We start from the raw sequence: 26,257 nt of genomic DNA, 5'->3' as shown, positions 1-26,257 counted from the left end.
CTCTGCGCCGGTTCCGGGGCCCTGCCATGTCCGCATCGCCAGGGCGACGTCCGACGTTCAGGGCTCAGCCGGTGGCGGGTACTTCCTCCGCCGCGTCGACCGCCGCCACCTCGGCCGCTTCCTCCGTCACCGTCTCCTCGGCCTCGGCTTCCTCAGCCACCTCTTCCGCGGTCTCGGCGATCGCACTCGCCGTCGCGTCGATGGCCGCCAGCGAGCGGCGCACCTGGTTGCGGTCGGTGGTGTACCAGAGGTCCGGCATGCCGGCCCGCAGGAAGCTGCCGTACCGCGCGGTCGCGAGCCGGGGGTCCAGGACGGCGACGACGCCCCGGTCGCCCGAGGCCCGGATCAGCCGGCCGGCGCCCTGCGCCATCAGCAGCGCCGCGTGCGTGGCGGCCACCGACATGAAGCCGTTCCCGCCGCGCTCCTCGACAGCCTTCTGCCGCGCGCTCATCAGCGGGTCGTCCGGGCGGGGGAACGGGATCCGGTCCATCACCACCAGCTGGCAGTTCACCCCCGGCACGTCCACGCCCTGCCAGAGCGAGAGCGTGCCGAACAGACAGGTGGCCGCGTCCTCGGAGAAGGTGCGGATCAGCTCCCCGAGCGTCTCCTCGCCCTGCAGCAGGATGGGATGGTCGAGCCGGCCCCTCAGGTCCTCCGCCGCCGCCTGGGCGCCCCGCATCGAGGAGAACAGCCCCAGCGTGCGACCGCCCGCGGCCTGGATCAGCTCGGCGAGTTCATCCAGCATGTCCTCGCGGCGGCTGTCGCGGCCCGGCTGGGCAAGGTGTTTGGCGACGTAGAGAATCCCCTGCTTGGGGTAGTCGAACGGCGAGCCGACGTCGATGCCCTTCCACGGCGGCACGTCCTCGCCCTCGACGCCCTCCGGGGCCAGGCCGAGCGAGGCCGCGACCCCGTTGAAGTCGCCGCCGAGCTTGAGGGTGGCGGAGGTGAGCACCACGGAACGTTCCGTGAAGAGCTTCTCGCGCAGCAGGCCGGAGACGCTGAGCGGAGCGACCCGCAGTGAGGCGCCGAACCGGTCGTGGCTCTCGCACCAGACCACGTCGTACTCGGAGCCCTGCACGATGCGCTCGGCGACCTCATGGACGTGCTCGACCGAGGCGAGCGCCTGCTTGCGCACCGCGTTCTCGTCCTGGACGGACTTGTCGCGGGTCTCGCCGATCGCGGTGATCACCTGGCGGCAGGCGTCGCGCAGCGCCGCCAGTGCGTAGCCGAGGTCCTCCGGGATCTCCTCCAGGCGGCCGGGCAGTGACAGTTCCATCAGCCGCTCGAAGCCCTCGGAGGCGCTGAGCAGCGCGTCGGCGGCCTTCTCGTTGACGAGCTTGGCGGCCCGCCGGACGGCGCGGTTGACGCTACCGGGGCTGATCTCACCGGTCGCGACACCGGTGACACGGGAGACCAGCTCATGGGCCTCGTCCACGATCAGGACCTCGTGGCTGGGCAGGACCGGCGCGCCCTCGATGGCGTCGATGGCGAGCAGGGCGTGGTTGGTGACCACCACGTCCGCGAGCTTGGCGCGCTCGCGGGCCGCCTCGGCGAAGCACTCCGCGCCGTAGGCGCACTTCGTGGCGCCGAGGCATTCGCGCGAGGTGACGGAGATCTGCGACCAGGCCTTGTCGGAGACGCCCGGCGTGAGGCCGTCCCGGTCGCCGGTCTCGGTCTCGTCCGCCCAGTCGCGCAGCCGGAGCAGGTCCTTGCCGAGCTTGCTGGTGGGCGCCGCGGCTTCGAAGACGTCGAAGAGACCGTCCTCCTCTTCCTGCGGCACCCCTTCGTGCAGGCGGTGCAGACAGAGATAGTTCGACCGGCCCTTGAGCATGGCGAACTGCGGCTCGCGGCGCAGCAGCGGCTTCAGCGCCTGGACGGTACGCGGCAGGTCACGCTCGACCAGCTGCCGCTGCAGGGCGAGGGTGGCGGTCGCGACCACCACCCGCTCGCCGTGGGCGAGGGCGGGCACCAGATAGCCGAGGGACTTTCCGGTGCCGGTGCCGGCCTGGACGAGCAGATGGGCGCTGTCGTCCACGGCGGTCTCGACGGCCTGGGCCATCGTGACCTGGCCGGGGCGCTCCACGCCGCCGACCGCGGTGACGGCTGCGTGGAGGAGTTCGGTGAGGGCGGGCTTCGTCATAGGGAAACCAGCCTAAGGGGGCGCACTGACAACACGGTCCTGCCCCGGGACGCGGTGATCGTTCGCCGTACGCAATCCGGCGTCCGGTGCTAACTTCTGGCGCATGTCGTTCGAGTTGGCCGGAGAAATCGGCGTCGGAACGGTGCTCAGCGGCCGGTACCGGCTGGAGGTCGCGCTGGGTGGCGGCGGCTTCGGGCAGGTGTACTCGGCGTGCGACCAGGCGCTCGGCCGGCAGGTGGCGGTCAAGGTACTGACGCTCCGCCCCGAGTGGGCGGACGGCGAGCGGTCGGCGCGGCAGGGCAGGTTCCGCCGGGAGGCCACCGCCGCGGCCCGGCTGAGCCACCCGAACGTGGCCGCCGTCCATGACGCGGGCGAGCACTCCGGGGCGCCGTACATCGTGATGGAACTGCTGCGTGGCAAGAACCTGCGGCAGGTCTTGCTGGAGCAGGGCGCCCTGCCGGTCGCCGACGTGGTGGAGTACGGCATCCAGATCTGCGCGGGGCTGGAGCACGCGCACGGCCAGGGACTGGTCCACCGGGACATCAAGCCGGAGAACCTGATGCTGCTGCCCAGGGGCATCGTCAAGATCTGCGATTTCGGGCTGGTGGCGGAGCGGGACGCGAACGTCACCCGGTACACGGAGCCGATGTCCATCCTGGGGTCGCCGCAGTACTTCTCCCCCGAGCAGGCGCTGGGGCACGAGGTGACCGGCCGCTCCGACCTGTACTCACTGGGGTGCGTCCTCTACGCACTGCTGGCGGCGTCTCCGCCGTTCGAGGCGGGCAACACCGTCGGCTACGCGTACCAGCATGTGCACGAGGTGCCGGAGCAGCTGGCCGCCCGCCGCCCCGGGGTTCCCGCCGCGCTCGCCGAGTTGGTGCACGCGCTGCTCGCCAAGAACCCGGCGGACCGGCCGGCGGGCGCCGCGGAGGCCGCGGAGCGGCTGCGCGCGGCGGGCCGGCCCGCGCCGGCCCCGGAACCGAAGCCGGCCCCGGAACCGAAGCCGGCTCCGAAACCGGCCCCGAAGCCCGAGATGCCCCGGACGCCGACCGTGCTGGACCGCGGACCGCAGGACACCGCCTGGTCGCGGCTGGAGGAGGCCGAGCGGCTGCTCGCCGCCGGCCGGTTCGGCGACGCCGACCGCTGCTACTGGAATCTGTACCAGCAGCTCAGCAGGTCGGGCGGGGAGGGCGAGCCGGCCGCGTTCGCCGCACTGTTCGGCCGGGCACGGGTCCTGGAGGGGCTGAACGGCGCGGCGACGGTCGTCCGCCGGCTGACGGATCTGTCGGCGCGTACGGCGGCGGCGCTGGGCCCCGACCATGCGCTGGCGCGCTGTGTGACGTCCTACGCGGCGGTCAGGACTCCACGCGGGCGGTGACATCGGCGGCGAGCCGCAGCGCGTCGCCCGGGCGCAGCGCCACCCGCTCTCCTGCGGTGATCCGGGTGCCGCGCACGAAGGTGCCGTTGGTCGAGCCCTCGTCGGTGATCCAGGCGGAGCCGTCGGGGTCGACGCCGACGCTGGCGTGGACCCGCGACAGGTTGTCGCGGCCGCCGAGGAAGCGGACGGCCGGGCACTGCTGCGGATCCCGGCCGAGCCGGATCCGGCCGCCCGGCTCGACGACCGCCGCACCGTCGGGGAAGACGAGCCGCAGCGCACGGCCGGGCGCGTCGCGGCGGGTGATGCCCGGCAGCGTCAGCGGTGCGGCCTTCGTGGGCGCCGTCATCAGCGCGAAGGGTACGTAGCAGCCCCGGCAGACGAGTTGGCCCGCGACCGCGCCGGCGAGGCCGCACTCCGGGCACGGCCTGCCGGTGCCGTGGTCCTCGCCGTCACGGCCCTCACCGCCGTCGCGCATGGCGCCCCCGCTTCTGTCTCCCGTGGTATCCCGTCACGGTATCGCCAGCCGGGACACAGCCGCGTCAGGGGCCGCTCAGGGGGTTGCGGACGGTGCCGTGGACGGCGGCGTGCGGGCGGTCGGGACGGTCCCGGTAGCCGTCGAGGTGCAGCCGGTTGCGGTTGAGGCACAGCCGGTCGATCCGGGGGGTGAGCAGGTCGAAGGTCGCGAAGCGCTCCTTCAGCTCGGGGAAGCGGTCCTGGTGCCGCAGGATCGTCTCGCGGACCAGCCCCCAGAAATCGCCTTCCGGGACGCCCAACTGGTCCTCGCACAGCGGCGCGAGGTACCGGAACACCCCGATGAAGAGCCCGGAGTGGATGAACTGGGTCAGGAAGGCCGGGGGTTCGGTGAGCAGCACCGCGCGGACGTCCGCGGGCATCGACCCGTGTTCCGGCAGCGGCTCCGCGGAGACGTTCATGTCGTCGACGAAGTCCTTGACGGCGAGCCGCACGGGAATGTCGTGCTCGTCGAAGACGACGATGGCGTTCTCGCCGTGCGGGGAGAAGACCGTCCCGTACTGGTACAGGAAGTGCAGCAGCGGGGGCAGCAGGGCCGCGAACAGATGGCGCAGCCAGACGCGCGGCGCCAGCCCGGAGCGTTCGACGAGCTCGGCGGTGAAGGCGCGCCCTTCCGGGTCGGTGTGCAGCAGCGCCGCGAGCGTACGGGCCCGCTCGCCGGGGCCGAGCCGGCCGGTGAGCGGCTCGCGCCAGATACAGCCGAGGAGTTCGCGGTACTGGTAGGGCACGCCCGGGATCCGGTCGTACAGCGGGTGTTCGACGGTGATCGAGGCGACCTCGCCGAGCAGGATCACCCGGGTCTCGTCGCGCAGGAAGGGGTCGGCGTCCCGCAGACCGTGCACCCAGGCGGTGACCGCGGGGGCGGCGAGGGTGCGCTCGGTGGGCAGCCCGCGCCACACGAGGGTGTTGAGGACCGACAGCGGCAGCTTGACCGTGCGGCGGTCCGGGCGGCTGGTGTTGAGGAAGGTCCTGATCGACTGCTGGGGCAGCCGCAGGTCGTTGTCAGTGGCGAGGGGCAGGATGGAACCGTCGGCGAGATGAGCGGCGAAGAGGGGTGCGATCGTCTCCTCCCACTGCCAGGGGTGGACGGGCAGCAGGAGGTAGTCGGCGGGGTCGCGCCCCTGGTCGGTGATGGTGCGGGCGAAGCCGGCGCGTACGTCCGGGGGGAGTTCTTCGGCGTAGAGCCGGTCGGGGGTGTCCAGGGCGGCGACGCCCCGGTACTGGGCGAGGTCGCGGTGGACGGCGATCCAGGGAAGGCGGTGGTGCCGGCGGGCCTCAGGAGCCCATAAGGCGGAGTCGGCGGCGGAGAAGCCGAGCCGGCCCTTGTTGGCGACGAGCCAGGGGTGGCCGGTCTGGTGGCCTTCGAGGTCGGCGTAGTCCAGTGCGGCGAGCTCGGCGGCGGTGACGGCGGAGGCGTCGAGCCGGACATCGGCGGCCAGCGTCGCCAGGAGTTCGCGGATCAGATGCCCCGTGGTGTCGCCCGGCAGGTCCAGCACGGTGTCGTGTCCATGGGCGAGGAAGTGCAGCGGGTCGCCGGTGGGCGTGATGGAGCCGGCGTCCACGGACCAGCTGCCATAGGCACCGCGGCGGGCGCGGAACCGGTAGACGACGTCGTCGCGCAGCACCAGCCGGTAGGGCGACCAGCCGGTCCCGGAACGGGACCCGGTGCCGGTGCCGGTTCCGGTTCCGGTTCCGGTGTCGAGGGCGGCGTCGGCGTCGGCGTCGGGATCCGGCTCCGGGGTGATGACGGCTTCGTACGCGTACTCGGCGAGCATCTTGGCCAGCATGCGGCGGGCGGCGAGCTGCCAGCCGGTGCCTCGGAGCGGTGGCGGGATGGTCAAGGTCGGTGCTCCTCTGCGGGGGACAGCGCGGCGGCGGACAGGGGTCGGCGGAGGTCCCGAAGGGGCCCGGGAGATCAGAAAGGTCAGGGTGCGGTCAGGCGGTCAGGGTGCGGTCGGGCGGTCAGGCGGTCAGGCGGTCAGAGGAGATGTCTCACGGCACGGTCGCGGATCATCAGAGCCGCCCGTTTGCCGGGCAGCTCCACCTCGGCGGAGAACCGGAAGCCCCCGGCGAGGAAGGCGGCGACGGAGGGGGTGTTGCGCAGGTCGGGTTCCGCGATGACGCGCGCGCAGGCCGGCCGGTGGTCGAGCACGAGGTCGGCGACGGCTCGCAGCAGGGTGGTTCCCAGGCCGCAGGCCCGGTCGTCGACACCACCGATCAGCAGATGCACCCCGGTGTCATGGGGTCGGGAGGGGTAGTAGCGGGCGACGGAGTCGAGATCGGCCCGGTAGATCTCCCAGTAGCTCATGGGGGTGCCGTCCAGGACGCCGAGGCAGGGGACGCTGCGGCCGTCGCCGTCGAGCTGGCCGCGCAGATGCCGCTCGGTGATCCGCGGTTCTCCGGAGAGCTCCCAGAACTCGGCGACGGCCGGGTCGTTCATCCAGCCGGAGATCATCGGCAGATCGCGTTCGACGGTCGCGGGAACGAGCTGGAAGGTGCCCGCCCGGGTGGCCGTCGGCCCCCAGTCCGCGACCCCGCCGAGCAGACCGCCGTCCGCGCCCGGAGCCCCGGCGGACCGCGCCGGATCCGGCGCGTTGAAGAGGGCGAGGACCTCGTCGGACAGTGTCAGGTCCAGGGTGTCCTCGGTGTTGGAGTCGGCGGGCGGCAGCACGGCTCCCTCCTCTCCTGCGGTCGGACCGCTCAGGCGGCCAGCGGATTGCGGATCGTCACGTAGACGGACTGGGTGTCGACCGGGCCGACGAGTTCATCCATACCGTGCAGCCGGGTCAGCAGATTGGCTTTGCAGCGCAGTGTCGCGGCCCCGAGCAGCTGTTCCGGCAGACGGGAGCGGCCGGTGGCCGCCGCCAGGCCGAGGAACCGGCGGAAGGCGGCGAGGAGCAGGCGTTCGTCGGCCAGCCCCTGGCAGCCGAACGCGCCGATCAGGCCGAGGACGTTGTTGATGCCGAGGTAGTAGGCGAAGCGCTCGTCGGCGATGGCGTCCGCGACGAAGGTGTCGCTCTCCGCGCCGATCCCGGGCAGCCTGCGCTCCAGGGCGGCCCGGTGGGACTCCCGGAAGTAGTAGCCCTGGTTGTCCCGGTAGCGGCCGCCGAACGGCCAGCCGTCGGCGTCCAGCAGGACGAGGGTGTTCTGCTGGTGGGCCTCCAGGGCGATCCCCGCCTCTCCGTCCAGCCAGAGGACGGGACGGACGACGGCGTCCAGATAGCGCAGGAACCACTCGGTGGCGACGGCCGCGGCCGGGCGTCCGGTCCGGGCCGCGAGGCGGCCGGTGAGGTCGGCCAGGCGGGAGCGCAGGGCGGGCGTGGCCTGTCCCGGCCAGGGGCGCGGCGAGGTGAGGCCCGCCAGGCAGTGGGCCTGGTCGCCGGGGCCGAACGGGTTGTGCCGCAGCACCACGTCCAGGCCCTGGAGCGGCTCTCCGCCCGGCGCGTTCACCGCGAGCCACGCGGGGTCGCGGACGATGTCGAAGCCGGGGTGCGCGGCGCGCCACTGCTCGGCGAGTCCGCTGCGCAGCAGCCGGTGGACCTCGGTGCCGCGCCGGAGTTCCTTGCGGAGGTTCTCGCGGCGGGAGTTGGTGATGCGCAGCGCCAGCGAGAGCTTCAGCATCGCGGGGGCGCCGGACCGGTACACGGTCCGCACGGAGGAGGTGGGGTGCCAGGGATCGCCGAGCGGGCCGAGGTCACGCAGCTGACCCGTCTCGAAGAGTTCCCGCACCTCGGGCCGGTGCTGGACCTCGCGGGCCTGCCATGGGTGCAGGGGCAGGGCGGCGGCGCCGTCGGGGAGTTCGAGGCCGGGGCCTGCGAGGTCGGTGAGGAGCTGTTCGGCGGGAATGGCGCGGCCGCGTTCGGTCCAGGCCGAGTCGGTGGCGATCAGGGAGCGGTCGACGGCGAACCAGTGCAGCGGGAAGGAGCCGCGCAGTTCCGGCGAGTAGGCGCGGGACTCCGCCTCGGAGAGCCCCTCCCTGCCCTTGGGCGTGGGGTGCAGCGGGTGGCCGAGGAGGAGCGACTGCTCGGCTTCGAGGAACGGATCCGTGGCGGCGGGCGCCGCGGGCCGCTCCCGCCGGTCGGTGAGGAACAGGGCGGTACGGCGGGCGGAGTCGGCGACCCGGCCGATCAGGTCGCCGCCCTCGGCCGGATCCGTGCCGGCCTCGCGCGCCAGCAGCGCCGCCAGGCAGACGGCGGTCAGCGGCACCTGGTCGGCGAGGGCGAGCCGTACGGTGCCGAACCGGTGGTGCCCGGTCGCTGACCAGTGCCGGACCCGGACGTCGAAGCCGGTGCCGCTGGCGGGGAGCGGTACACGCAGCACGCCGTCCCGCGGCTCGGGGAGCGCGGTCTCGCGCACCCAGCAGCGCAGCAGGCTCTCGATCGACGCCGCGTCGGCCGCCGCGTAGGCGTCGGACGCTTCGAGGGGATCGGGCTCGCCCGGCAGCGGCAGGGCCGCCCGCCGCGACTGCGGCGGTACGAGGGCCGTGCTGTCCTGAACGGCCGTGCCGGTCTGGTGAGCCGGCCCGCCGTGGAGGGTCGGCCTGTCCTGCTGGGCCGCGCCGGCCTGGGCCGGCGTGCTGTCGGCGGCAGGGTCGGCGTTCGTGCCGGGGCATACGCTCATGCCGGTACTCCGTGTGTCGGTGGGGCCCGTCGGCCCGGAGGTCTGGGGGTACTCGGCCGTCGCCTGTGGGCTCGTCATGCGCGCTCCTCCACCGCTCCGGCGCCCGCGGACGCACCGGAGAATCCAGGACCGACGCGAGCGCCGGGAGTTCCCGCAGTCCCGGAACCCCCAGAAGTCCCAGGAGCTCCGGGAGCCCCGGGAGCCCCGGAAACCGCCCGCTCGGCCGCCGCGATCGAGTCCGCGAGCCGGTCGAGCACCGCCTCGGCCTGCTCGTCGGTGATGGTGAGCGGCGGGAGCAGCCGGACGACACTGCTGTGCCGGCCGCCGAGTTCGATGATGAGACCGCGCCGCAGCGCCTCCTGCTGCACGGCGGCGGCGAGCCGGGGCGCGGCGGGCAGCGACCCGTAATCGTCGGGTTCTGCCTCGGTGTCGACGAGTTCGAGGCCGATCATCAGACCGCGGCCCCGCACATCGCCGATGCACGGGTGGTGCGCGGCCAGTCCGCGCAGCCGGGCCGACATCCGGCTGCCGAGGGTGCCGGCCCGCACGTCCAGGCCGTGCTCACGGACGTACTTCAGGGTGACGGCGCCCGCCGCCATGGCGAGCTGGTTGCCCCGGAAGGTGCCCGCGTGGGCGCCGGGCCGCCAGGTGTCCAGCTCCTCCCGGTAGACGATGACGGCGAGCGGGAGGCTGCCGCCGATCGCCTTCGAGAGCACCATCACGTCCGGCACGATCCCGCTCTGCTCGACGGCCCAGAAGGTCCCGGTGCGTCCGACGCCCGTCTGTACCTCGTCGACGATCAACGGGATGCCGCGCCGGGCGGTGATCTCCCGCATCCGGCGCAGCCACGCCTCGGGCGCGGGGATCACCCCGCCCTCGCCCTGCACCACTTCGAGCAGCATCCCGGCGGGCGGCTGGACGCCGCCCTTGGGGTCGTCCAGCAGGCTGGCGGTCCACCGGGCGGACAGCTCCGCCCCGCGGTCGCCGCCGGTGCCGAACGGGCAGCGGTACTCGTACGGGTACGGGAGCCGCGTCACCCGCGCGTCGGCCTCGCCGACCGTGGCGCGCGCCGCGGTGTCCCCGGTCGCGGCCAGCGCGGCCGCGGTCATCCCGTGGTAGGCGCCGGTGAAGGCCAGCAGTCCGGCGTGGCCGGTGGCGTTGCGGACGAGCTTGATGGCCGCCTCGACCGCGTCCGTACCGGCCGGTCCGCAGAACTGCACCCGCCCGTGGGCGGCCAGTTCCGGCGGCAGCGTCTCGAACAGGGCGGTGGTGAAGGCGTCCTTCACCGGCGTGGCCAGATCGAGGACGTGCAGCGGGGCCCCGGAGTCCAGGACCGCGCGGATCGCCTCCAGGACGACCGGGTGGTTGTGCCCGAGCGCCAGCGTCCCCGCGCCGGACAGGCAGTCCAGATAGCGGCGGCCGTCGGCGCCCTCGACCGTCATCCCGCGGGCTCTGACCGGGACGACGGGCAGCGAGCGGGCGTAGGTGCGGGCCGCGGACTCACGCAGCGACTGCCGCCGCAGGATCCCCTCTCCCGCGACGAAGTCGTCTGCCGACGCGGCCAGTTGGTCCGGCCCGCTCTGGATGGCGGCCACGTGCTCACTCCTCCGGTCGACGTCCCCCATCCGCACTAACGACGCGCCCCTGGTCCGATCACGGTCGGCCGGGAGATCTTTCGGGGCGGAACCGCGGACCCGGCGCGAACCGTCCCTCACAGCACCCGGCATAGTGGGGGACCGCCCCTTCGCCGGGGTGAACTGCCGTTAGACGACCAGGGGGACACCACCCATGCCATCCATAAGCCGGCCACTGGCCGCCGCCGCGGTCGCGGCCCTGCTCGCGGTCTCGGCCACCGCCTGCGGGCCGTCCGACGACAAGGCGGATCCCAAGCCGAGCGCCCCGGTCACGAGCGCGGACGGCCCGAAGCTCCCCTCCGCCCTGCCCACCAGCCTCGGGGACCTCGAGAAGTGGAAGAAGGCGTACAAGGACGGAGCCTGGAAGAACTGGGACAAGGACCAGTGGCTGCGCAAGGCCTCCGACTTCATCAACCCGGTCATCGACGGTCTGTGGGACAACGACCGGATGAAGGGCGCGGAGCAGAACGACAAGAAGGTGCCCGACGACGTCGCGGCGGACAAGGGCAAGACGGACGCGGTGCCCGCGGTCAACAAGGCCAAGGCCGTTGACGCGCCGTACCACGAGAACGGCCCCGGCGACGGGAAGATCTTCTTCGACGGCCCCAAGGGCTCGATGGTCTGCTCCGGCACCGTGGTGCAGGACCCGGCGCACCCGGGCAAGTCCAACCTGGTGTGGACCGCGGGCCACTGTGTGCACGCGGGTGGCGCGGGCGGCTGGTACCGCAACGTCATCTTCGTCCCGTCGTACAACGACGCGGGCAGGACCGAGGCGCAGCTGAAGGGCGCCAAGCGCGACGAGCTCGCCCCGCTCGGCGTGTTCTGGGCCGACGGCGCGGCCACCTCCGACCAGTGGATCGCGAACGGCGCGGAGACCGGGGGCAAGGGCTCCCCGTACGACTTCGCGGTGCTGCACGTGACTCCGGACAAGGCGAGCGGCACCAAGTCGCTGGAGGAGAAGGTCGGTTCCGCCCTTCCGGTGTGGTTCAACGCTCCGTCCGTGACGAAGATGGGCAACATCGGCGCCTGGGGCTACCCGGCCGCGCCGCCCTTCGACGGCCAGCGGCTGTTCAACTGCACGGGCAAGGCCGGCCGGCTGTCGCTCTTCGCCGATCAGCCGACCGAGTACCGGCTCGGCTGCACGATGACCGGCGGTTCGTCCGGCGGCGGCTGGTACGCCAAGAACCCGGCGAACAATCAGGTGTCGCTGGTCAGCAACACCTCGATCGGCCCGGTCACGGCTACCTGGCTGGCGGGCCCGCACCTGGGCGCCGAGGCGAAGGCCGTGTACGACAAGGTGAGCAAGCAGTTCAAGTAACACCGGCGTCCAGCCGGTAGCAGGTCACACGGAAGGGCCCGCCCCCATCGGGGACGGGCCCTTCCGTCGGTGCTCCGGCGGACGGGTCAGTGCTTGGCGACGAGCGCGAAGGACGCGAACTCGGCGGCCAGGTCCTCGTGCACCCGTGCCTTGAGCAGCGTGCCCTCGCCGGTGTGCTCCTCGGAGAGCACCTCGCCGTCGGCGTGCGCCCGGGCGATGAGCGCGCCCTGGCTGTACGGCACGAGGACGTCGACCTCGACCTCGGGCCGCGGCAGCTCCTCGTCGAGCAGCGCGAGCAGCTCGTCGATGCCCTGGCCGGTGCGGGCGGACACCGCGATGGCGTGCTTCTCGTTCCGCAGCATGCGCTGCAGGACGAGCGGGTCGGCCAGGTCCGCCTTGTTGATGACGACGATCTCGCGCACCTTGAGCGCCTCGACCTCGCGGAAGACGTCCCGCACGGCGGCGAGCTGCTCCTCCGGGACCGGGTGCGAGCCGTCCACCACGTGCAGGATGAGGTCGGCTTCCGCGACCTCCTCCATGGTGGAGCGGAACGCCTCGACCAGGTGGTGCGGCAGGTGCCGGACGAACCCGACGGTGTCGGTCAGCGTGTACAGCCGGCCGCCGGGGGTCTCCGCCCGGCGCACGGTCGGGTCGAGGGTGGCGAACAGGGTGTTCTCCACCAGCACGCCCGCGCCGGTGAGCCGGTTGAGCAGCGAGGACTTGCCCGCGTTGGTGTAGCCGGCGATCGCGACGGAGGGCACCTTGTTGCGCTTGCGTTCCTGCCGCTTGAGGTCACGGCCGGTCTTCATCTCCGCGATCTCCCGGCGCATCTTCGCCATCTTCTCGCGGATACGGCGCCGGTCGGTCTCGATCTTGGTCTCACCGGGACCGCGGGTGGCCATACCCCCACCACCGCCGGCCCCGCCGCCGCTGGAGCCGCCACCGCCCATCTGGCGGGAGAGCGAGGCACCCCAGCCGCGCAGGCGCGGCAGCATGTACTGCATCTGTGCGAGCGAGACCTGGGCCTTGCCCTCACGGGACTTGGCGTGCTGGGCGAAGATGTCGAGGATCAGGGCGGTGCGGTCGACCACCTTGACCTTGACGACGTCTTCGAGCTGGATGAGCTGTCCGGGGCTGAGTTCACCGTCGCAGACGACCGTGTCGGCGCCTGTCTCCTGCACGATGTCCCGCAGCTCGCGCGCCTTGCCCGAGCCGATGTACGTGGCCGGGTCCGGCTTGTCACGGCGCTGGATCACGCCGTCGAGCACCAGGGCGCCCGCGGTCTCCGCGAGGGCGGCGAGCTCCGCGAGGGAGTTCTCCGCGTCGTGCACGGTTCCGGAGGTCCAGACACCGACGAGTACGACGCGCTCCAGACGGAGCTGCCGGTACTCGACCTCGGTGACGTCCTCCAGCTCGGTGGACAGACCCACGACGCGGCGCAGCGAGGCACGGTCGGAGCGTTCGAGCTGAGCACCGTCCCGCTCTTCGTCGATCTCGTGGCTCCAGGCGACGTCCTCTTCCATCAGGGCGTCTGCGCGAAGGCTCTCGGGGAGGCGCTGGCGGTCGTTTGAAGAGGAGGAAGAGGAGGTCATTGGATCCTTTGGTCGAGCGGCTGGGATGGGGACGGGCGTGTTGTCCGTCATAACGATGGTCGCACGCCCGCCGCCGGGGGTCACGCGGGTTTCGCCGCCGTCGCCGCACGGGCCCTGGCCGCGCCGGCGACCCAGTCGCCGTGACCGGGCATCGGCGGGGTGACGGTCCCGTACAGCCAGGCGTGCAGGAAGCCGCTGAGGTCCCGCTCAGCGACCTCGGAGGCGAGAGCGGTGAAGTCGGCCGTCGAGGCGTTCCCGTCCTGGTGACGGGCCACCCAGGCGCGCTCAAGGCGCTGGAAGGCGGGGGCGCCGATCTCCTGGCGCAGGGCGTACAGGGCGAGCGCCCCGCCGTCGTAGACGTTGTTCCGGAAGATGCCGAGCTTGCCCGGTTCGGGCACCTTCGGTTCGGCGGGCGGGCCGTCCGCCGCCCGTACCCGGTTGTCGCCCTCGTAGGCGGCGCGGACCTGCTGGTCGAGGCCGACGCCGTACTTCTGCGCGTTGTACAGCCACTGGTACCAGGTGGCGTGGCCCTCGTTGAGCCAGAGGTCCGACCAGGCCGCGGGGGTGACGCTGTCGCCGAACCACTGGTGGGCGAGCTCGTGCACCATCAGCGGGGCTGCCAGCGCCTCGGGGGCGAGCAGGACGCGGCGCTCGAAGAGCGAGAGGGTCTGGGTCTCCAGCTCGAAGCCGGTGGTGGTGTCGGCGCTGAGGATCCCGTACGTCTCGAACGGGTAGGGGCCGACCTGCTCCTCCATCCAGGAGATCTGCCCGGGGGTCATCGCGAGCCGGGCCTCCAGCCGGTCGCGGTCGGCGGCTCCGACGACGTCGCGCAGCACCAGCCCGTGCGGACCGGCGCGGTGCAGTACGGCGGAGCGGCCGATGGAGACCTGCGCGAGCTCGGTGGCCATCGGGCTCGCGGGACGGTACGTCCAGGTGAGAGCGGACGCGGGCGCGGCCTCGGGGACGGCGTCCGGGACGCCGTTGGTGATGACGGTGAGGTCCTTGGGGGCCGTGACGTGGAAGGTGAAGGCGGCCTTGTCCGAGGGATGGTCGTTGCACGGGAAGACGCTGTGGGCGGCATCGGCCTGGTTGGCCATCGCCAGTCCGTCGGCGGTCCGCACCCAGCCGGTGTTCGCGGCGCGCGGATCGCTGGTGTGCGTGACGGCGATCAGCAGCTCGCCGCCGTCCGGTACCGGCTCCTCGGGGGTGACGACGAGTTCCTCGCGCTCCCGGGTGTAGACCGCCGGATGCCCGTTGACCTGCACCGATGAGACCGTGCCGGCGGCGAAGTCCAGATGGAACCCGGTCAGTGGCGCCGTCGCGCGGGCCTTGATGCGGGTGACGGCGTCCAGCGGCCGGTCCTGGCCGTGATAGTCGAAGGAGAGGTCGTACGCGGCCACGTCGTAGCCGGGATTGCCGAGGTCGGGATAGAGCCGGTCGCCGAGACCCGACGTCGATACGGCGGGATCGCCGGGCAGGTCCGCCGCGGTCAGGGTCAGTACGGCGGCGAACGCCGCCAGCACGGCGCCGCTGCGCGGCGTGATGGGGATCATGCGCTACCGCTATCAGGGGGCGGCGGCCGGGGACGCGCGACGCGCAGCAGCACACCCGATCGGCCCTGGTCCGCCCGGCCGGTTGTCCGAACCCGACCGGACCCGACCGGCATGGAGCGGATCGGACCGGATCAGAGCGCGTCGCGCCCGTTACCGACGCGCGGCGGCCATCGCCCGCTGGGCCCGGTAGACGTCGTAGACGCCCGGCACCGATCGCATGGCGCGCATCAGGCTCGGCAGGGCTTCCGCGTCGGGCAGCTCGACGGTGTACGTGTGCCGCACCCGGTGTTCCTGCGGGGGTTCCACGGAGGCGGAGACGATGCCCACGCCCTGGCCCGCGATGGCCTCGGTGAGATCCGCGAGCAGCCGCGGCCGGCCGAGCGCCTCGGCCAGCAGGGTGGCGCGGAATCCGGCCCCGGCGGGGCGGCCGCCCCGCCACCGGACGGGAACCGGCTCCCGTCCCGCGCCGATCATCCGAACCGCGGTCGGGCACTCCTCGCGGTGCACGGCGACCGTGCCGCCGCGGATGACGAACCCGGTGACCTCGTCGGGCGGTACCGGCGTACAACAGCGCGCCAGCCGGACGGCCGCGCCCGCCAGGTCGGTGACGGCGACCGGTTCGTCCTCGGCCGCGGTGTCCGCGCTGTACGCGGGGCGTTCCGCGCGGGCGGCGGGCTCCTCGTCGGCGGGCGGCACCGGATGGAGTTCCAGCCAGCGGGTGACGGCGATCCGGGCCGCCGGTGTACGGACGTGCTCCAGCCAGTCGGCGGACGGGCCGGAGGCGCCGGTCTCGTCCAGCAGGATCTGCACGATGTCGCCGTCCCGCAGCTTGCTGCGCAGCGGTGCGAGACGGCCGTTGACGCGGGCGCCGACGCAGGCATGGCCGGCCTCGCCGTGCAGCGCGTAGGCGGCGTCCACACAACTGGCCCCTGCGGGTAGCCGGATGGTGCCGGTGGTGTCCCCGCCGTGCGCGGAGAAGACGGTGACCTCGCGGTCCTGGGCGAGGTCGGCGCGCAGCGCGGTCCAGAAGGTGTCGGGGTCGGGGGCGTCGCGCTGCCACTCCAGCAGGCGCGACAGCCAGCCCGGCTGGGTGGGGTCGACGCGTTCGCCATCGGCGGCCTGCGGGGGCTCGTCGACGGTGTGCGGATTGCCCAGCGCGATGACACCGGCCTCGGCGACCCGGTGCATCTGCCGTGTGCGGACCAGGACTTCGGCGATCCGGCCCTCTTCGTCGGCGACGGCGGTGTGCAGCGACTGGTACAGGTTGAACTTGGGCGCCGCGATGAAGTCCTTGAACTCCGCGATCACTGGGATGAAGCAGGTGTGCAGCTCACCGAGGACGGCGTAGCAGTCGGCGTCCTCCGCGACGAGCACCAGGATCCGGCCGAACTCGCAGCCGCCGAGCTCGTCCGCGCCGCGCTTGAGCAGCACCCGGTGGACGGAGACGGTGTGCCGCGGCCGGATGGCGACCTCGGCGGCGATCCCGGCCTCGCGCAGCACGGCCCGCACGGCGTCGGCGACGGCCGCCAGCGGGTCCGGGCGGACGGAGTTGGCGCGGATCATCGCGCGGGTCCTGGCGTACTCCTCGGGGTGGAGGATGGCGAAGACCAGGTCCTCCAGTTCGCTCTTGAGGGCCTGAACACCCAGCCGTTCGGCGAGCGGGATGAGCACGTCCCGGGTGACCTTCGCGATCCGCGCCTGCTTGTCGGGGCGCATCACCCCGAGGGTGCGCATGTTGTGCAGCCGGTCGGCAAGTTTGATCGACATGACGCGTACGTCGCTTCCGGTGGCGACCAGCATCTTGCGGAAGGTCTCGGGCTCGGCCGCGGCACCGTAGTCGACCCGTTCGAGCTTGGTGACGCCATCGACGAGATAGCAGACCTCCTCGCCGAACTCCTCCCGCACCTGATCGAGTGTCACTTCCGTGTCCTCGACGGTGTCGTGCAGCAGAGAGGCCGTCAGGGTCGTTGTCTCGGCGCCGAGTTCGGCGAGGATCAGCGTCACGGCGAGCGGATGCGTGATGTACGGCTCGCCGCTCTTGCGCATCTGGCCGCGGTGCGAGGACTCGGCGAGCAGATATGCGCGGCGCAGCGTCTCGATGCCGGCCGCGCCGACCCCCGGGTGGCGCAGCCGGTGGACTTTGGCAAGGTGCTCGATGGCGTCCGGCACGCGCTGGCCCCTGCCGCCGGCGGGCAGGCCCCACTCCCGGCCGCCGGGGCCGAGCAGTGCCGCCCGGCCGAGTCTGCGCAGGTCGATGCGGCGAAGTCCGCGCCTGCGGCCCTCATCGTCGGGGGCGGGGGCGGCATCCACTGCGTTGTCCGCGCTCATCGGGCACCTCCGGCAGCGTCAACCGGCGGCGGGCGCTCTCCACGGAGAATGGGGGCCGCGCCGGTGCTTGATGCTACCGAGCCCACCACGTGCGGCAGCCGCGCTCTCGTCCAGAGTGATCGCCATCACCCGTTCGAGGGAACAAGTGCGGGAAGTCAGTACGGGAGGCCAGTTCGGAAAGGGGGCTCAGGAGTCCGATTCCCGGCAGGGTTTCGGGCGGTGGCGGTCCGTCAGGCTGACGGTGCGTCCAGCCACTCCCGGTCGATGGTCCCCTCGGCGACGATGACGGCGGGGCCGGTCATCTCGATCTCGCCGTCGGCGCGCTCGGTGATCACCAGACGGCCGCCGGGGACGTCCACGGTGTAGGTGACGGGGCGTCCGGTGATGGCCGGGTCCGCGCCGTCGCGGCGGGCGGCGGCGACCATGACGGCGCAGGCGCCGGTGCCGCAGGAGCGGGTCTCGCCGGAGCCCCGCTCGTGGACGCGCATCGCCACATGCCGCTCACCGCGGTCGACGACGAATTCCACGTTCACGCCGGTCGGGTACGCGGCGGCGGGCGTGACGGTGGGCGCGGTGTACAGGTTTCCCGCGTCGTCCAGGCTGCCGACGAAGGCGACGGCGTGCGGATTGCCCATGTTGACGTTGCTCGCCAGCCAGCTGCGGCCGTCCACGGTGACGGTCACCTCGCCCGCGGGCAGGGCGGCCGCGCCCATGCCGACGGTGATCCCGCCCAGGGTGCCGTCCGCGTCCGTCTTGGCGATGTGCACCCGGCGGACGCCCGCGCGGGTGGCCACGGCCAGGTCACCGGGCCCGGTCAGCCCGGCGCGCTGCAGATACCGGGCGAAGACCCGGACGCCGTTGCCGCACATCTCGGCGATGCTGCCGTCGCTGTTGCGGTAGTCCATGAACCACTCGGCCTCGCCGGCCATGCCGGCGGCCTCCGGATGGGCCTCCGAGCGCACGACCCGCAGCAGCCCGTCGCCACCGATGCCCGCCCGGCGGTCGCACAGCCGCGCGACGGCCGCCGCGGACAGCTCGATGCGGCCGTCCGCGTCGGGGACGATGACGAAATCGTTCTCGGTGCCGTGGCCCTTGAGGAAGGACAGGCCCTGGTGCGTGGTGGGCTGCGTGGTGGTCACAAGGACAAGCGTAAGGCCACCGGCCCGGCACGCTCCGGTGCGGGGCGCTCGGCGGGCGGCTCAGCGCAGGCGGGCCACGCGCCAGATGGCGAGGACCGCCAGCAGGCCGCTGATCAGGGTGTAGGCGACGATGAAGCGCCAGTCCGCACGGCGGCCGGAGCCACGGGCGGGCAGTCCGGGCCAGGTGTAGCCGACCCGGCGGGCGGCCATGATGCCCCAGCCCGCGGAGCAGCAGCTGAGCAGCAGGCCGAGCATGGCCACGACCGCGCCGCCGTCACCGAACTCGAAGGCGAGCGGGAAGGCGAACATCAGGGAGCCACCGACACCGAGGGCGACGATCGGGGCGAGCTGCCAGATCCGCAGCCGCCGCTGCGGCCGCAGCTCCACCGGAACGAGTTCCGGCTCGATCATCGCCTCCGGGTCGATCAGCGACCCGGGTTCGAGCAGTTCGTCCGTCCCGAGCTGTGCCTCGGTCTCGGCATGACGGTCGGGTGAGGAGTCTCGGGGACCGGCTTCCATCGCCACGCGCCCTCCCCCTTCTCCGACGCCGTAACTCGTTGCTCGATGATGGCACGGCCGCGTGGCCGTCTCCTCACGCTGAGGCGTCCCGATGCCATCACGTGATCAGGCTGTAACCGCAGCTTCGACCAACGTCAGCGCCTGATCGGTGAGTTCCGGGCCCCGGGCGGAGAGCCAGTGAACCCGCTGATCGCGGCGGAACCACGAGTCCTGGCGCCGGGCGAAGCGCTTGGTGGCCCTGACGGTCTCGGCGCGCGCCTCGTCGTCGGTGCACTCCCCCACGAGCGAGGCGAGTACCTGCTGGTAGCCCAGCGCCCGTGAGGCGGTGCGGCCGTCCCGCAGCCCCACCGCGGCCAGCTCCCTTACCTCGTCCACCAGTCCGGCGTCCCACATCCGGTCGACGCGCAGCGCGATGCGCTCGTCGAGCTCGGGCCGCGGCACGTCGACGCCGATCTGGACGGTGCCGTAGATGGAGTCGGGGCCCGGCAGATTGGCCGTGAACGGCCGGCCGGTGATCTCCACCACCTCCAGCGCCCGGACGATCCGCCGGCCGTTGCTGGGCAGGATCGCCCGGCCCGCCTCGGGGTCGACCGCGGCCAGCCGGGCGTGCAGCGCCGCGGAGCCCTGCTCGGCGAGCTCCGCCTCCAGCCTGGCCCGGACGGCGGCGTCGGTGCCGGGGAACTCCAGCGCGTCGATGGCGCCGCGCACGTACAGCCCGGAGCCGCCGACCAGTACGGGGGTCCGCCCGGCCGCGTGCAGCCGGTCGATCTCGGCGCGGGCGAGCCGCTGGTACTCGGCGACGCTCGCGGCCTCGGTGACGTCCCAGATGTCCAGCAGGTGGTGCGGCACGCCGTGGCGCTCGTCGGTGGTGAGCTTGGCGGTGCCGATGTCCATGCCCCGGTAGAGCTGCATGGAGTCGGCGTTGACGACCTCACCGTTCAGGGCCTGGGCCAGGGCTACGCCCAGATCGGACTTGCCGGCCGCGGTGGGGCCGACGACGGCGATGACAAGATCTTTACTCGGAAGTACGGGGGGTCGCTCCCCGGGAGTGTGCAGCACGTGTCCAGTCTCCCAAACCTCCGGGCCCCCTCACGATCGAGGGACGTGACGCAGCGCTGCCGGACTCGTTGCCTCTGGAGAGATTCCGCAGGCCGGATTCCGGGTTCTCCGGACCGGCCGGACCCGAGCGGTGCAACGAGGCGCCCCGGGCAACGCGGATTTTCGACCTCACGAGTATGGTCTGGAGTAGAAATGGGAGTTTTCGGATGGTTTCGGCGTCAGTCGGCCGACCCGTCAACCGAAGCGGCGGAAGCCGTCACTCTGACGGCGGAGCCGGAGGGCGTCGAGGCGGTCGCTGAGCCCGCCGAGGCGGCGGAGCCGGCCGGGGACGCGGAGCCCGCGGGCGCGGCGGAGCCCGTCGGCATCCCGAAGCAGCAGTCCACAGCGGACGCCGCCGACAGCGAGGCCGGTGAGGGCGCCCGCGCGTAGCCGCCCCGAGGGAAGGTGCCGGATGGGCCTGATGGACACGATCAAGGACAAACTCGGACTCGCCAGGAACAAGGCGGGCGACCTCGCGCAGCAGCACGGGGGAAAGATCGAGTCGGGGCTCGAGAAGGCCGCCCGGACGGTGGATTCCAGGACCCACGGCAAGTACACGGACAAGATCGACACGGGTGTGCACAAGGCGAAGGGCGCCTTGGACCACCTGAAGAGCGGCAAGGAGGGAAGCGGGCCGGACACTCCGGCCTGACGCCCCCAGCCACCGCTGGGAGGTACCCCCGGACCCCAGCGCGGGAAGGCCGCGGGTGCTTCGGCCCCGCGGTCTTCCGCCGTCCCGGTCCGCACCAGTCGGCGGCTACGGCCGAGCGGGGGCTACGTCCACGTGGCGACGAAGTAGCCGACACCGTACGGGGCGTCCTCGTAGAGCAGTTGTCCGGCCAGGCCCGCGCCCTGCGCGGCGCCCGCGAGGACCTGCCAGGGGGCGCGTCCCGCGGCCTGGAGCGTCTCCGCCAGTTCCGCGTCCAGTGCGGCCAGCGCCTCGGTGTCGGCGGCGGCCAGCGCGGCGGCGACCGAGGCGTCGAAGGGTGCCGCGCGCTCGTCCAGATACCCGGGAGCCTTGAGGGTGCGGCAGGCGCTGCCGTCGCCCATCACCAGCAGCGCGACCCGGTCCGCCGTTGACGCGATCATGGCGCCGGTGGCGGCGCAGCGGTCCTGTTCGAGCGGCTCGCCCACGCCCAGGCCCTCCAGCGGAGCGGCGGCCCAGCCGCGCAGCAGCCAGGCGGCGACGGCCAGCGAGGGCGGCAGCGCGCGGTCGGCGCCGACGTCCTCGGACGGAATCCCGGGTGCGGTGCCGAGGCGTACGTCCAGGTCCACGCCGAACTCCCGGAACGAGCCCCGCGCGCCCTCGTGGTGCCGCCCCCGGTCGGGCTGCCCGGCCGGGCCGATCACCACCAGCCGGTCCGGCCGGGACGCCGCGAGCACCCCGACCGCGTCGGCGCACGCTGCGCGCAGCGCGTCCAGTTCGAACGCGGCACCGGCCGCGACCTCGGGTACGAGCAGCGGGGCGGACGGGCAGACTGCGGCGGCTACGAGCATGAACGCAGCCTAATGGGGCTGATCACCGTTCCCCAGGACCGTGCACACCGTTCCGACCCCTGTCGCCGAAATCCCCGCCACCGACCTGTGGGCCTTCACCCTCGAGGACGACGGCCGGCCTCGGAAACTGACCAGCCACGGCGTGAGCTGGCGCGGCCGCACCGCCGGACCGTCGGCACCGGTCCGGCGGAACCGTGATCGGACGCTGTCGTCAGCCGAGCCCGCAGCCGCTCTCCACCGCGGGCGACGGCGCCGGAGCGCCGATCGTCGGCAGCCCGAGCATCACTCCGGCCGGCGCCTTGGGCGCGGCGTTGCGCTGCTCCCACGCGTCGCCGGCCCGGGTGCGCCGCACGGAGAGCGCGGGGCGCTCGGCGAGCAGGTGGTGCGGGGCGGCGTAGGTGATCTCCACCGTGGCCATGTCACCGGGGCGCGGGTCGGTGCCCGCCGGCTTCTCGAAGTGCACCAGACGGCTGTCGGGGGCCCGGCCGGACAGCCGGTGCGTCGCCTTGTCCTTGCGGCCCTCGCCCTCGGCGACCAGGACCTCCAGCGTGCGGCCGATCTGCGTCTTGTTCTCCTGCCAGGAGATCTCCTCCTGGAGCGCCGACAGCCGCATGTAGCGCTCCTGGACGACCTCCTTGGGGATCTGCCCGTCCATGTCGGCGGCCGGGGTCCCGGGGCGCTTGGAGTACTGGAAGGTGAAGGCCTGCGCGAAGCGCGCCTCGCGCACCACGTGCATCGTCTGCTCGAAGTCCGCCTCGGTCTCGCCCGGGAAGCCCACGATGATGTCGGTGGAGATGGCGGCGTCCGGCATGGCCGCGCGCACCTTCTCGATGATGCCGAGGTAACGGTCCTGCCGGTACGAGCGGCGCATCGCCTTGAGGACGGTGTCGGAGCCGGACTGCAGCGGCATGTGCAGCTGGTGCATCACGTTCGGCGTCTCGGCCATGGCGGCGATCACGTCGTCGGTGAAGTCCCGCGGGTGCGGGGAGGTGAAGCGCACCCGCTCCAGCCCCTCGATCTGCCCGGTCGCCCGCAGCAGCTTGGAGAACGCCTCGCGGTCGCCCATGCCCGAGCCGTACGCGTTCACGTTCTGCCCGAGCAGGGTGATCTCGACGACGCCCTCGGCGACCAGCGCCTCCACCTCGGCGAGGATGTCGCCGGGCCGCCGGTCCTCCTCCTTGCCGCGCAGCGCGGGCACGATGCAGAAGGTGCAGGTGTTGTTGCAGCCCACCGAGACCGAGACCCACGCGGCGTAGGCGGACTCGCGGCGGGACGGCAGCGTGGAGGGGAACGCCTCCAGCGACTCGGCGATCTCGACCTGCGCCTCTTCGGCGATCCTGGCCCGCTCCAGCAGCACCGGCAGCCGGCCGATGTTGTGGGTGCCGAAGACCACGTCGACCCAGGGGGCCCGCTTCACGATGGTGTCGCGGTCCTTCTGCGCGAGACAGCCGCCGACCGCGATCTGCATACCCGGCCGGGCCGCCTTCTGCGGGGCGAGCTGGCCGAGGTTGCCGTAGAGCCGGTTGTCGGCGTTCTCCCGCACCGCGCAGGTGTTGAAGACGACGACGTCCGCCCCGTCCGCTCCCTTGGGCGCGCGGACATAGCCCGCGCCCTCCAGGAGGCCGGACAGCCGTTCCGAATCGTGCACGTTCATCTGGCACCCGTAGGTGCGGACCTCGTATGTCCTCAAACCAGCCACCTCACCGCTCACCCAACCAGGGTACGGGGGGCGCGGGGGTACGGAGAGCCGCGGGCGGCCCGGCCCCCTCGGCCCCTCCCGCCCCGCTCGTGCGGCAGGCCCCCGGGGCCGGCCCTACCCACGGCGGCGCCCGCCTGGCAGGATCCGGACCATGAACGTCCCCCACATCGGCAGACGCCGCGCGCTGCAGTCGGTCCTCGCGGCCGCCGCCGCACTCGCGCTGCTCCTGTGGTGGCTGCTGCCGTCCCGCGGTCCGTCGTATCCGCACGAACCGGTCTCGTTCTCCACCGGCGTGGCCGCCGGGGTGTACGAGACCTACGGGAAGATGCTCAAGACCGATCTGCGGGACCAGCTGCCAGGGGTGGCGGTGAACCTCGTCCAGTCGCAGGGCTCGGTCGACAACGTGAAACGCGTCGCCTCGGGGCAGGCCGACTTCACGATCGCCGCCGCCGACGCGGTCGCGGACTACCAGGGCCCGGGCAAGGACCGGCTGCGCGCCTGCGCGCGGCTGTACGACGACTACATGCAGCTCATAGTCCCCAGGGACTCGCCGATCAGCTCCGCCCGCGATCTGCGCGGCAAGCGCGTCGGGGTGGGCCAGGCGGCCTCCGGTGTGCACCTCATAGCCCGCCGGCTGCTGGACGCCGCCGGGCTCGACATGGCCAAGGACCTCACCGCGGTGCCGGTCGGCATCGACACGGCACCCGGCCTGCTCAAGGCGGGCAAGCTCGACGCGTTCTTCTGGTCCGGCGGCCTGCCGACGAACACCGTGACGAATCTGGCGGCGTCCAGCAACGTCAAGCTCGTCCAGCTCGGCGACCTCGTGGACAAGCTGCACGCCAAGGGCGACACGATGGGCTACTACCGGCAGGCGGTGATGCCCGCCGACGCCTATCCGACGATGCAGCACGGCACGGCCGTCACGACCATCGCCGTCGCCAACCTGCTCGTGACCACCGACCGGGCGGACACCGGACTCGTCGAACGGCTCACCCGCGCGGTCATCGACAGCCGCGACGAGATCGGCAACAAGGTCCACGCCGCCCAGCTGGTCGACCTGCGCACCGCCGTCTTCACCAACCCCCTTCCACTGCACGAAGGCGCCAGCCGCTACTACCGGTCGGTAAAGCCCTAGGGTGCCCCTCGCGCGACTGCCGGGGATAGGCCCTAATCTCTACGCATGCGAAACGGGGGTACACCAGACGGCGGGCCCCACACTCTTGTCGACGGCCGGTACGAGCTGCAGCGCCCGCTGGGCCGTGGCGGTATGGGCGTGGTGTGGGAGGCGTACGACAACCGGCTGGGGTGCCAGGTCGCCGTGAAGGAACTGCTGTTCCGGGGCGCGGTGGACCCCGACACCCAGGCCCAGTGGGTGGAGCGGGCACGCCGGGAGGCGCGGGCCATCGCCCGGATCGGGCATGAGCACGTGGTGGCGGTGCACGACGTGATCGAGGCCGACGGCCAGGTCTGGATCGTGATGGAGCAGGTCAATCCGCGGTCGCTCGCGGACCAGTTGCAGGAACGCGGCCGGCTGGCCGCGCTGCAGACGGCCAGGATCGGCCTGGAGGTGCTGCGCGGGCTGCGCGCGGTGCACGCGGCAGGCGTGCTGCACCGGGACGTGAAGCCGCACAACATCCTGTTCCGCCGGGACGGGCGCGCGGTGCTGATGGACTTCGGCATCGCGACCTTCGAGGGCGCGGCCCAGGTGACCCGGCTGCACGAACTCGTCGGCACCCCGCGGTACCTGGCACCCGAGCTGTGCACCCCGCACGGCCGGTCACCGCGCGAGGCGACGCCCGCCGCCGACCTGTGGTCGCTCGGGGTGACGCTGTACGAGACGGTCGAGGGACGCGCGCCCTTCCGCGGGCCGACCCCGTACGAGGTCCTGGAGGCGGTGCGTGAGGACGAGCCGCCGCCGATGGAGTACTGCGGCCCGCTGCGGCCGCTGATCGAGGGCCTGCTGGTGAAGGAGCCGCTGGAGCGGCTGACGGCGCAGCGGGCCGAGCAGTTGCTGCAGCATGTGGCGCAGGAGACCCCGCAGTATCCGACGGCGTTCTACCCGGAGGACGGCCACCCGCCGGTCACGGAGTCCCCGTGGACCGCGGGCGGCAGCGTCACGAGCACCGGTGCCGACACGGGCCCGCTGGAACCGCCGGACGTGACGGACCCGCCCGTTCCGACCGCTGCAGCCGGTTCGGCTGCTTCATCCGGTTCAGCTGCTTCATCCGGTTCAGCTGATCCTTCTCATCCTTCTGATCCGTCCGGTTCGGCGGACCCGGGGGCACCCGTCCCGCCCCGCCGCCTCGCCGCCCGCCTCCGCGGTCCCCGCGCGTGGGCGGCCGCCGCAGTGGCGCTGGTCGTGCTCGTGACCGCCGGCTGGTTCACCGTGGACCGGCTCACCGCGGCCGCCGGCCCGTCCCTCGACAGCTCCGCGACCCTGCGGGCGGCCCGGGAACGCGGCTTCCTGCTGGTCGGGGTGAAGGGCGACCAGCCGGGGCTCAGCGAGCGTTCGGCACAGTCCGCCGGCGGCTTCCGCGGGTTCGACATCGACATCGCGCGGGCGGTCGCGAAACATCTGGGCTTCGACACGGTGCGGTTCGAGGTGGTCAACACCCAGAGCCGCGAATACCGGCTCAGCACCGGGCAGGTCGACCTGATAGTGGCCAGCTACTCGATCACCCAGGGGCGCAAGGAGTCGGTGGACTTCGCCGGCCCGTACTACGTGGCAGGACAGGACTTCCTGGTACCGGCCCGGTCGACCGGCGTGAACGGCGTCGCCGACCTGGACGGTCACAAGGTCTGCACCGTGCAGGGCTCCACGCCGGAGGCGCGGCTGCGCACGGAGTATCCGCGGATAGTGCTGGAACCGCGCGCTTCGTACGGGTTGTGCGTCGCCGACCTGCTGGCCGGCACGGTGGACGCGGTCTCCACCGACGATGTCATCCTGGCCGGCTACCGGGCCCAGCACCCCACGGAACTGCGGCTGCTCGGCGCCCCGTTCGGCAGCGAGCAGTACGGCGTGGGCCTGCACCGGGGCGAGCCGGCGCTGCGCGCCGCGGTGTGCGGCGCCATAAGGGACGAGATCTCCTCGGGCCGCTGGAAGTCCTCGTACAACACCTATCTGAAGCCGCTGGCCCCGAAGGAGCTGGCGGACCAGCTGCCGCCCGACCAGACGGAGTGCGGCTGAGGGCCGGGATCGCCTCTCCGGGCC

The 26,257-nt window shown here is 72.7% G+C and carries 20 protein-coding genes; 6 read left to right on the top strand and 14 right to left on the bottom strand.

Translation table 11 applies throughout. From position 1 onward, the window contains the following. Positions 1-64: 64 nt before the first annotated feature. Positions 65-2,140, bottom strand: coding sequence for an ATP-dependent DNA helicase (locus C6N31_RS23105; protein ID WP_138357305.1), 2,076 nt, complete (start codon positions 2,138-2,140; stop codon positions 65-67). 103 nt (positions 2,141-2,243) lie between these two features. Here C6N31_RS23105 and C6N31_RS23100 point away from each other — a divergent pair, with 103 nt between their 5' ends. After that, the gene (locus C6N31_RS23100; RefSeq protein ID WP_198358082.1) at positions 2,244-3,518 is read left to right on the top strand and encodes a serine/threonine-protein kinase; all 1,275 of its coding nucleotides are present in this window, start codon (positions 2,244-2,246) and stop codon (positions 3,516-3,518) included. Here C6N31_RS23100 and C6N31_RS23095 read toward each other — a convergent pair. The 5 genes from C6N31_RS23095 to C6N31_RS23075 form a co-directional block, all read right to left on the bottom strand. Continuing rightward, positions 3,496-3,993 (bottom strand): FHA domain-containing protein, encoded by a 498-nt coding sequence (locus C6N31_RS23095; protein ID WP_138357307.1) that lies wholly within the window; start codon positions 3,991-3,993, stop codon positions 3,496-3,498. The genes C6N31_RS23100 and C6N31_RS23095 overlap by 23 nt on opposite strands. A 64-nt stretch (positions 3,994-4,057) precedes the next feature. Next, positions 4,058-5,836, bottom strand: a complete 1,779-nt coding sequence (locus C6N31_RS23090; RefSeq protein ID WP_198358097.1) for an IucA/IucC family protein — start codon at positions 5,834-5,836, stop codon at positions 4,058-4,060. 191 nt (positions 5,837-6,027) lie between these two features. After that, on the bottom strand, positions 6,028-6,753 hold the full coding sequence (locus C6N31_RS23085) for a GNAT family N-acetyltransferase (protein WP_138357308.1): 726 nt from the start codon (positions 6,751-6,753) through the stop codon (positions 6,028-6,030). Further along, positions 6,750-8,669, bottom strand: coding sequence for an IucA/IucC family protein (locus C6N31_RS23080; protein WP_198358096.1), 1,920 nt, complete (start codon positions 8,667-8,669; stop codon positions 6,750-6,752). Before C6N31_RS23080 ends, C6N31_RS23085 begins: the two co-directional genes overlap by 4 nt. Positions 8,670-8,743: 74 nt before the next feature. Beyond that, positions 8,744-10,294 carry a diaminobutyrate--2-oxoglutarate transaminase family protein gene (locus C6N31_RS23075; protein WP_138357309.1) on the bottom strand — a complete coding sequence of 517 codons (1,551 nt, stop codon included), beginning with the start codon at positions 10,292-10,294 and terminating at the stop codon, positions 8,744-8,746. Positions 10,295-10,457: 163 nt separating this feature from the next. Here C6N31_RS23075 and C6N31_RS23070 point away from each other — a divergent pair, with 163 nt between their 5' ends. Next, a complete protein-coding gene (locus C6N31_RS23070; protein WP_138357310.1) occupies positions 10,458-11,621 on the top strand; it encodes a trypsin-like serine peptidase in 1,164 nt (387 codons plus the stop codon). Between the two features lie 86 nt (positions 11,622-11,707). Here C6N31_RS23070 and hflX read toward each other — a convergent pair whose 3' ends face one another. The 6 genes from hflX to miaA form a co-directional block, all read right to left on the bottom strand. Beyond that, a complete protein-coding gene (gene hflX, locus C6N31_RS23065; RefSeq protein ID WP_138357311.1) occupies positions 11,708-13,213 on the bottom strand; it encodes a GTPase HflX in 1,506 nt (501 codons plus the stop codon). Positions 13,214-13,293: 80 nt separating this feature from the next. Then, positions 13,294-14,766, bottom strand: coding sequence for a M1 family metallopeptidase (locus C6N31_RS23060; protein ID WP_138357312.1), 1,473 nt, complete (start codon positions 14,764-14,766; stop codon positions 13,294-13,296). Between the two features lie 150 nt (positions 14,767-14,916). Then, the gene (locus C6N31_RS23055; RefSeq protein ID WP_138357313.1) at positions 14,917-17,094 is read right to left on the bottom strand and encodes a RelA/SpoT family protein; all 2,178 of its coding nucleotides are present in this window, start codon (positions 17,092-17,094) and stop codon (positions 14,917-14,919) included. 230 nt (positions 17,095-17,324) lie between these two features. Next, positions 17,325-18,233 (bottom strand): diaminopimelate epimerase, encoded by a 909-nt coding sequence (dapF, locus tag C6N31_RS23050; protein ID WP_138357314.1) that lies wholly within the window; start codon positions 18,231-18,233, stop codon positions 17,325-17,327. Positions 18,234-18,293: 60 nt separating this feature from the next. Further along, positions 18,294-18,752, bottom strand: a complete 459-nt coding sequence (locus tag C6N31_RS23045; protein WP_138357321.1) for a hypothetical protein — start codon at positions 18,750-18,752, stop codon at positions 18,294-18,296. 105 nt (positions 18,753-18,857) lie between these two features. After that, the gene (miaA, locus tag C6N31_RS23040; RefSeq protein ID WP_138357322.1) at positions 18,858-19,808 is read right to left on the bottom strand and encodes a tRNA (adenosine(37)-N6)-dimethylallyltransferase MiaA; all 951 of its coding nucleotides are present in this window, start codon (positions 19,806-19,808) and stop codon (positions 18,858-18,860) included. A 195-nt stretch (positions 19,809-20,003) separates the two neighbouring features. Between miaA and C6N31_RS23035 the strand changes: the two genes are divergently transcribed. Together C6N31_RS23035 and C6N31_RS23030 are read left to right on the top strand one after the other, a co-directional pair. After that, positions 20,004-20,240 (top strand): hypothetical protein, encoded by a 237-nt coding sequence (locus C6N31_RS23035; RefSeq protein ID WP_138357315.1) that lies wholly within the window; start codon positions 20,004-20,006, stop codon positions 20,238-20,240. 31 nt (positions 20,241-20,271) lie between these two features. Further along, the gene (locus C6N31_RS23030) at positions 20,272-20,502 is read left to right on the top strand and encodes an antitoxin (protein ID WP_381585951.1); all 231 of its coding nucleotides are present in this window, start codon (positions 20,272-20,274) and stop codon (positions 20,500-20,502) included. Between the two features lie 122 nt (positions 20,503-20,624). Here C6N31_RS23030 and C6N31_RS23025 read toward each other — a convergent pair whose 3' ends face one another. Next, positions 20,625-21,347 carry a class III extradiol dioxygenase subunit B-like domain-containing protein gene (locus C6N31_RS23025; protein ID WP_164293578.1) on the bottom strand — a complete coding sequence of 241 codons (723 nt, stop codon included), beginning with the start codon at positions 21,345-21,347 and terminating at the stop codon, positions 20,625-20,627. Positions 21,348-21,558: 211 nt separating this feature from the next. Then, the gene (gene miaB, locus C6N31_RS23020; RefSeq protein WP_164293692.1) at positions 21,559-23,046 is read right to left on the bottom strand and encodes a tRNA (N6-isopentenyl adenosine(37)-C2)-methylthiotransferase MiaB; all 1,488 of its coding nucleotides are present in this window, start codon (positions 23,044-23,046) and stop codon (positions 21,559-21,561) included. A gap of 151 nt (positions 23,047-23,197) precedes the next feature. Between miaB and C6N31_RS23015 the strand changes: the two genes are divergently transcribed. Together C6N31_RS23015 and C6N31_RS23010 are read left to right on the top strand one after the other, a co-directional pair. Then, entirely contained in the window at positions 23,198-24,181 is a 984-nt protein-coding gene (locus C6N31_RS23015; RefSeq protein WP_138358549.1) for a TAXI family TRAP transporter solute-binding subunit, read from the top strand. Positions 24,182-24,226: 45 nt separating this feature from the next. Further along, positions 24,227-26,233 carry a bifunctional serine/threonine-protein kinase/glutamate ABC transporter substrate-binding protein gene (locus tag C6N31_RS23010; RefSeq protein ID WP_198358080.1) on the top strand — a complete coding sequence of 669 codons (2,007 nt, stop codon included), beginning with the start codon at positions 24,227-24,229 and terminating at the stop codon, positions 26,231-26,233. Positions 26,234-26,257: the final 24 nt, after the last annotated feature.

The sequence above is a fragment of the Streptomyces fildesensis genome, assembly GCF_016107395.1.
GTDB lineage: Bacteria > Actinomycetota > Actinomycetes > Streptomycetales > Streptomycetaceae > Actinacidiphila > Actinacidiphila fildesensis.
The sequence above is the reverse complement of the archived record's forward strand: the minus strand, read 5'-3'. Positions and strand labels throughout refer to the sequence as shown.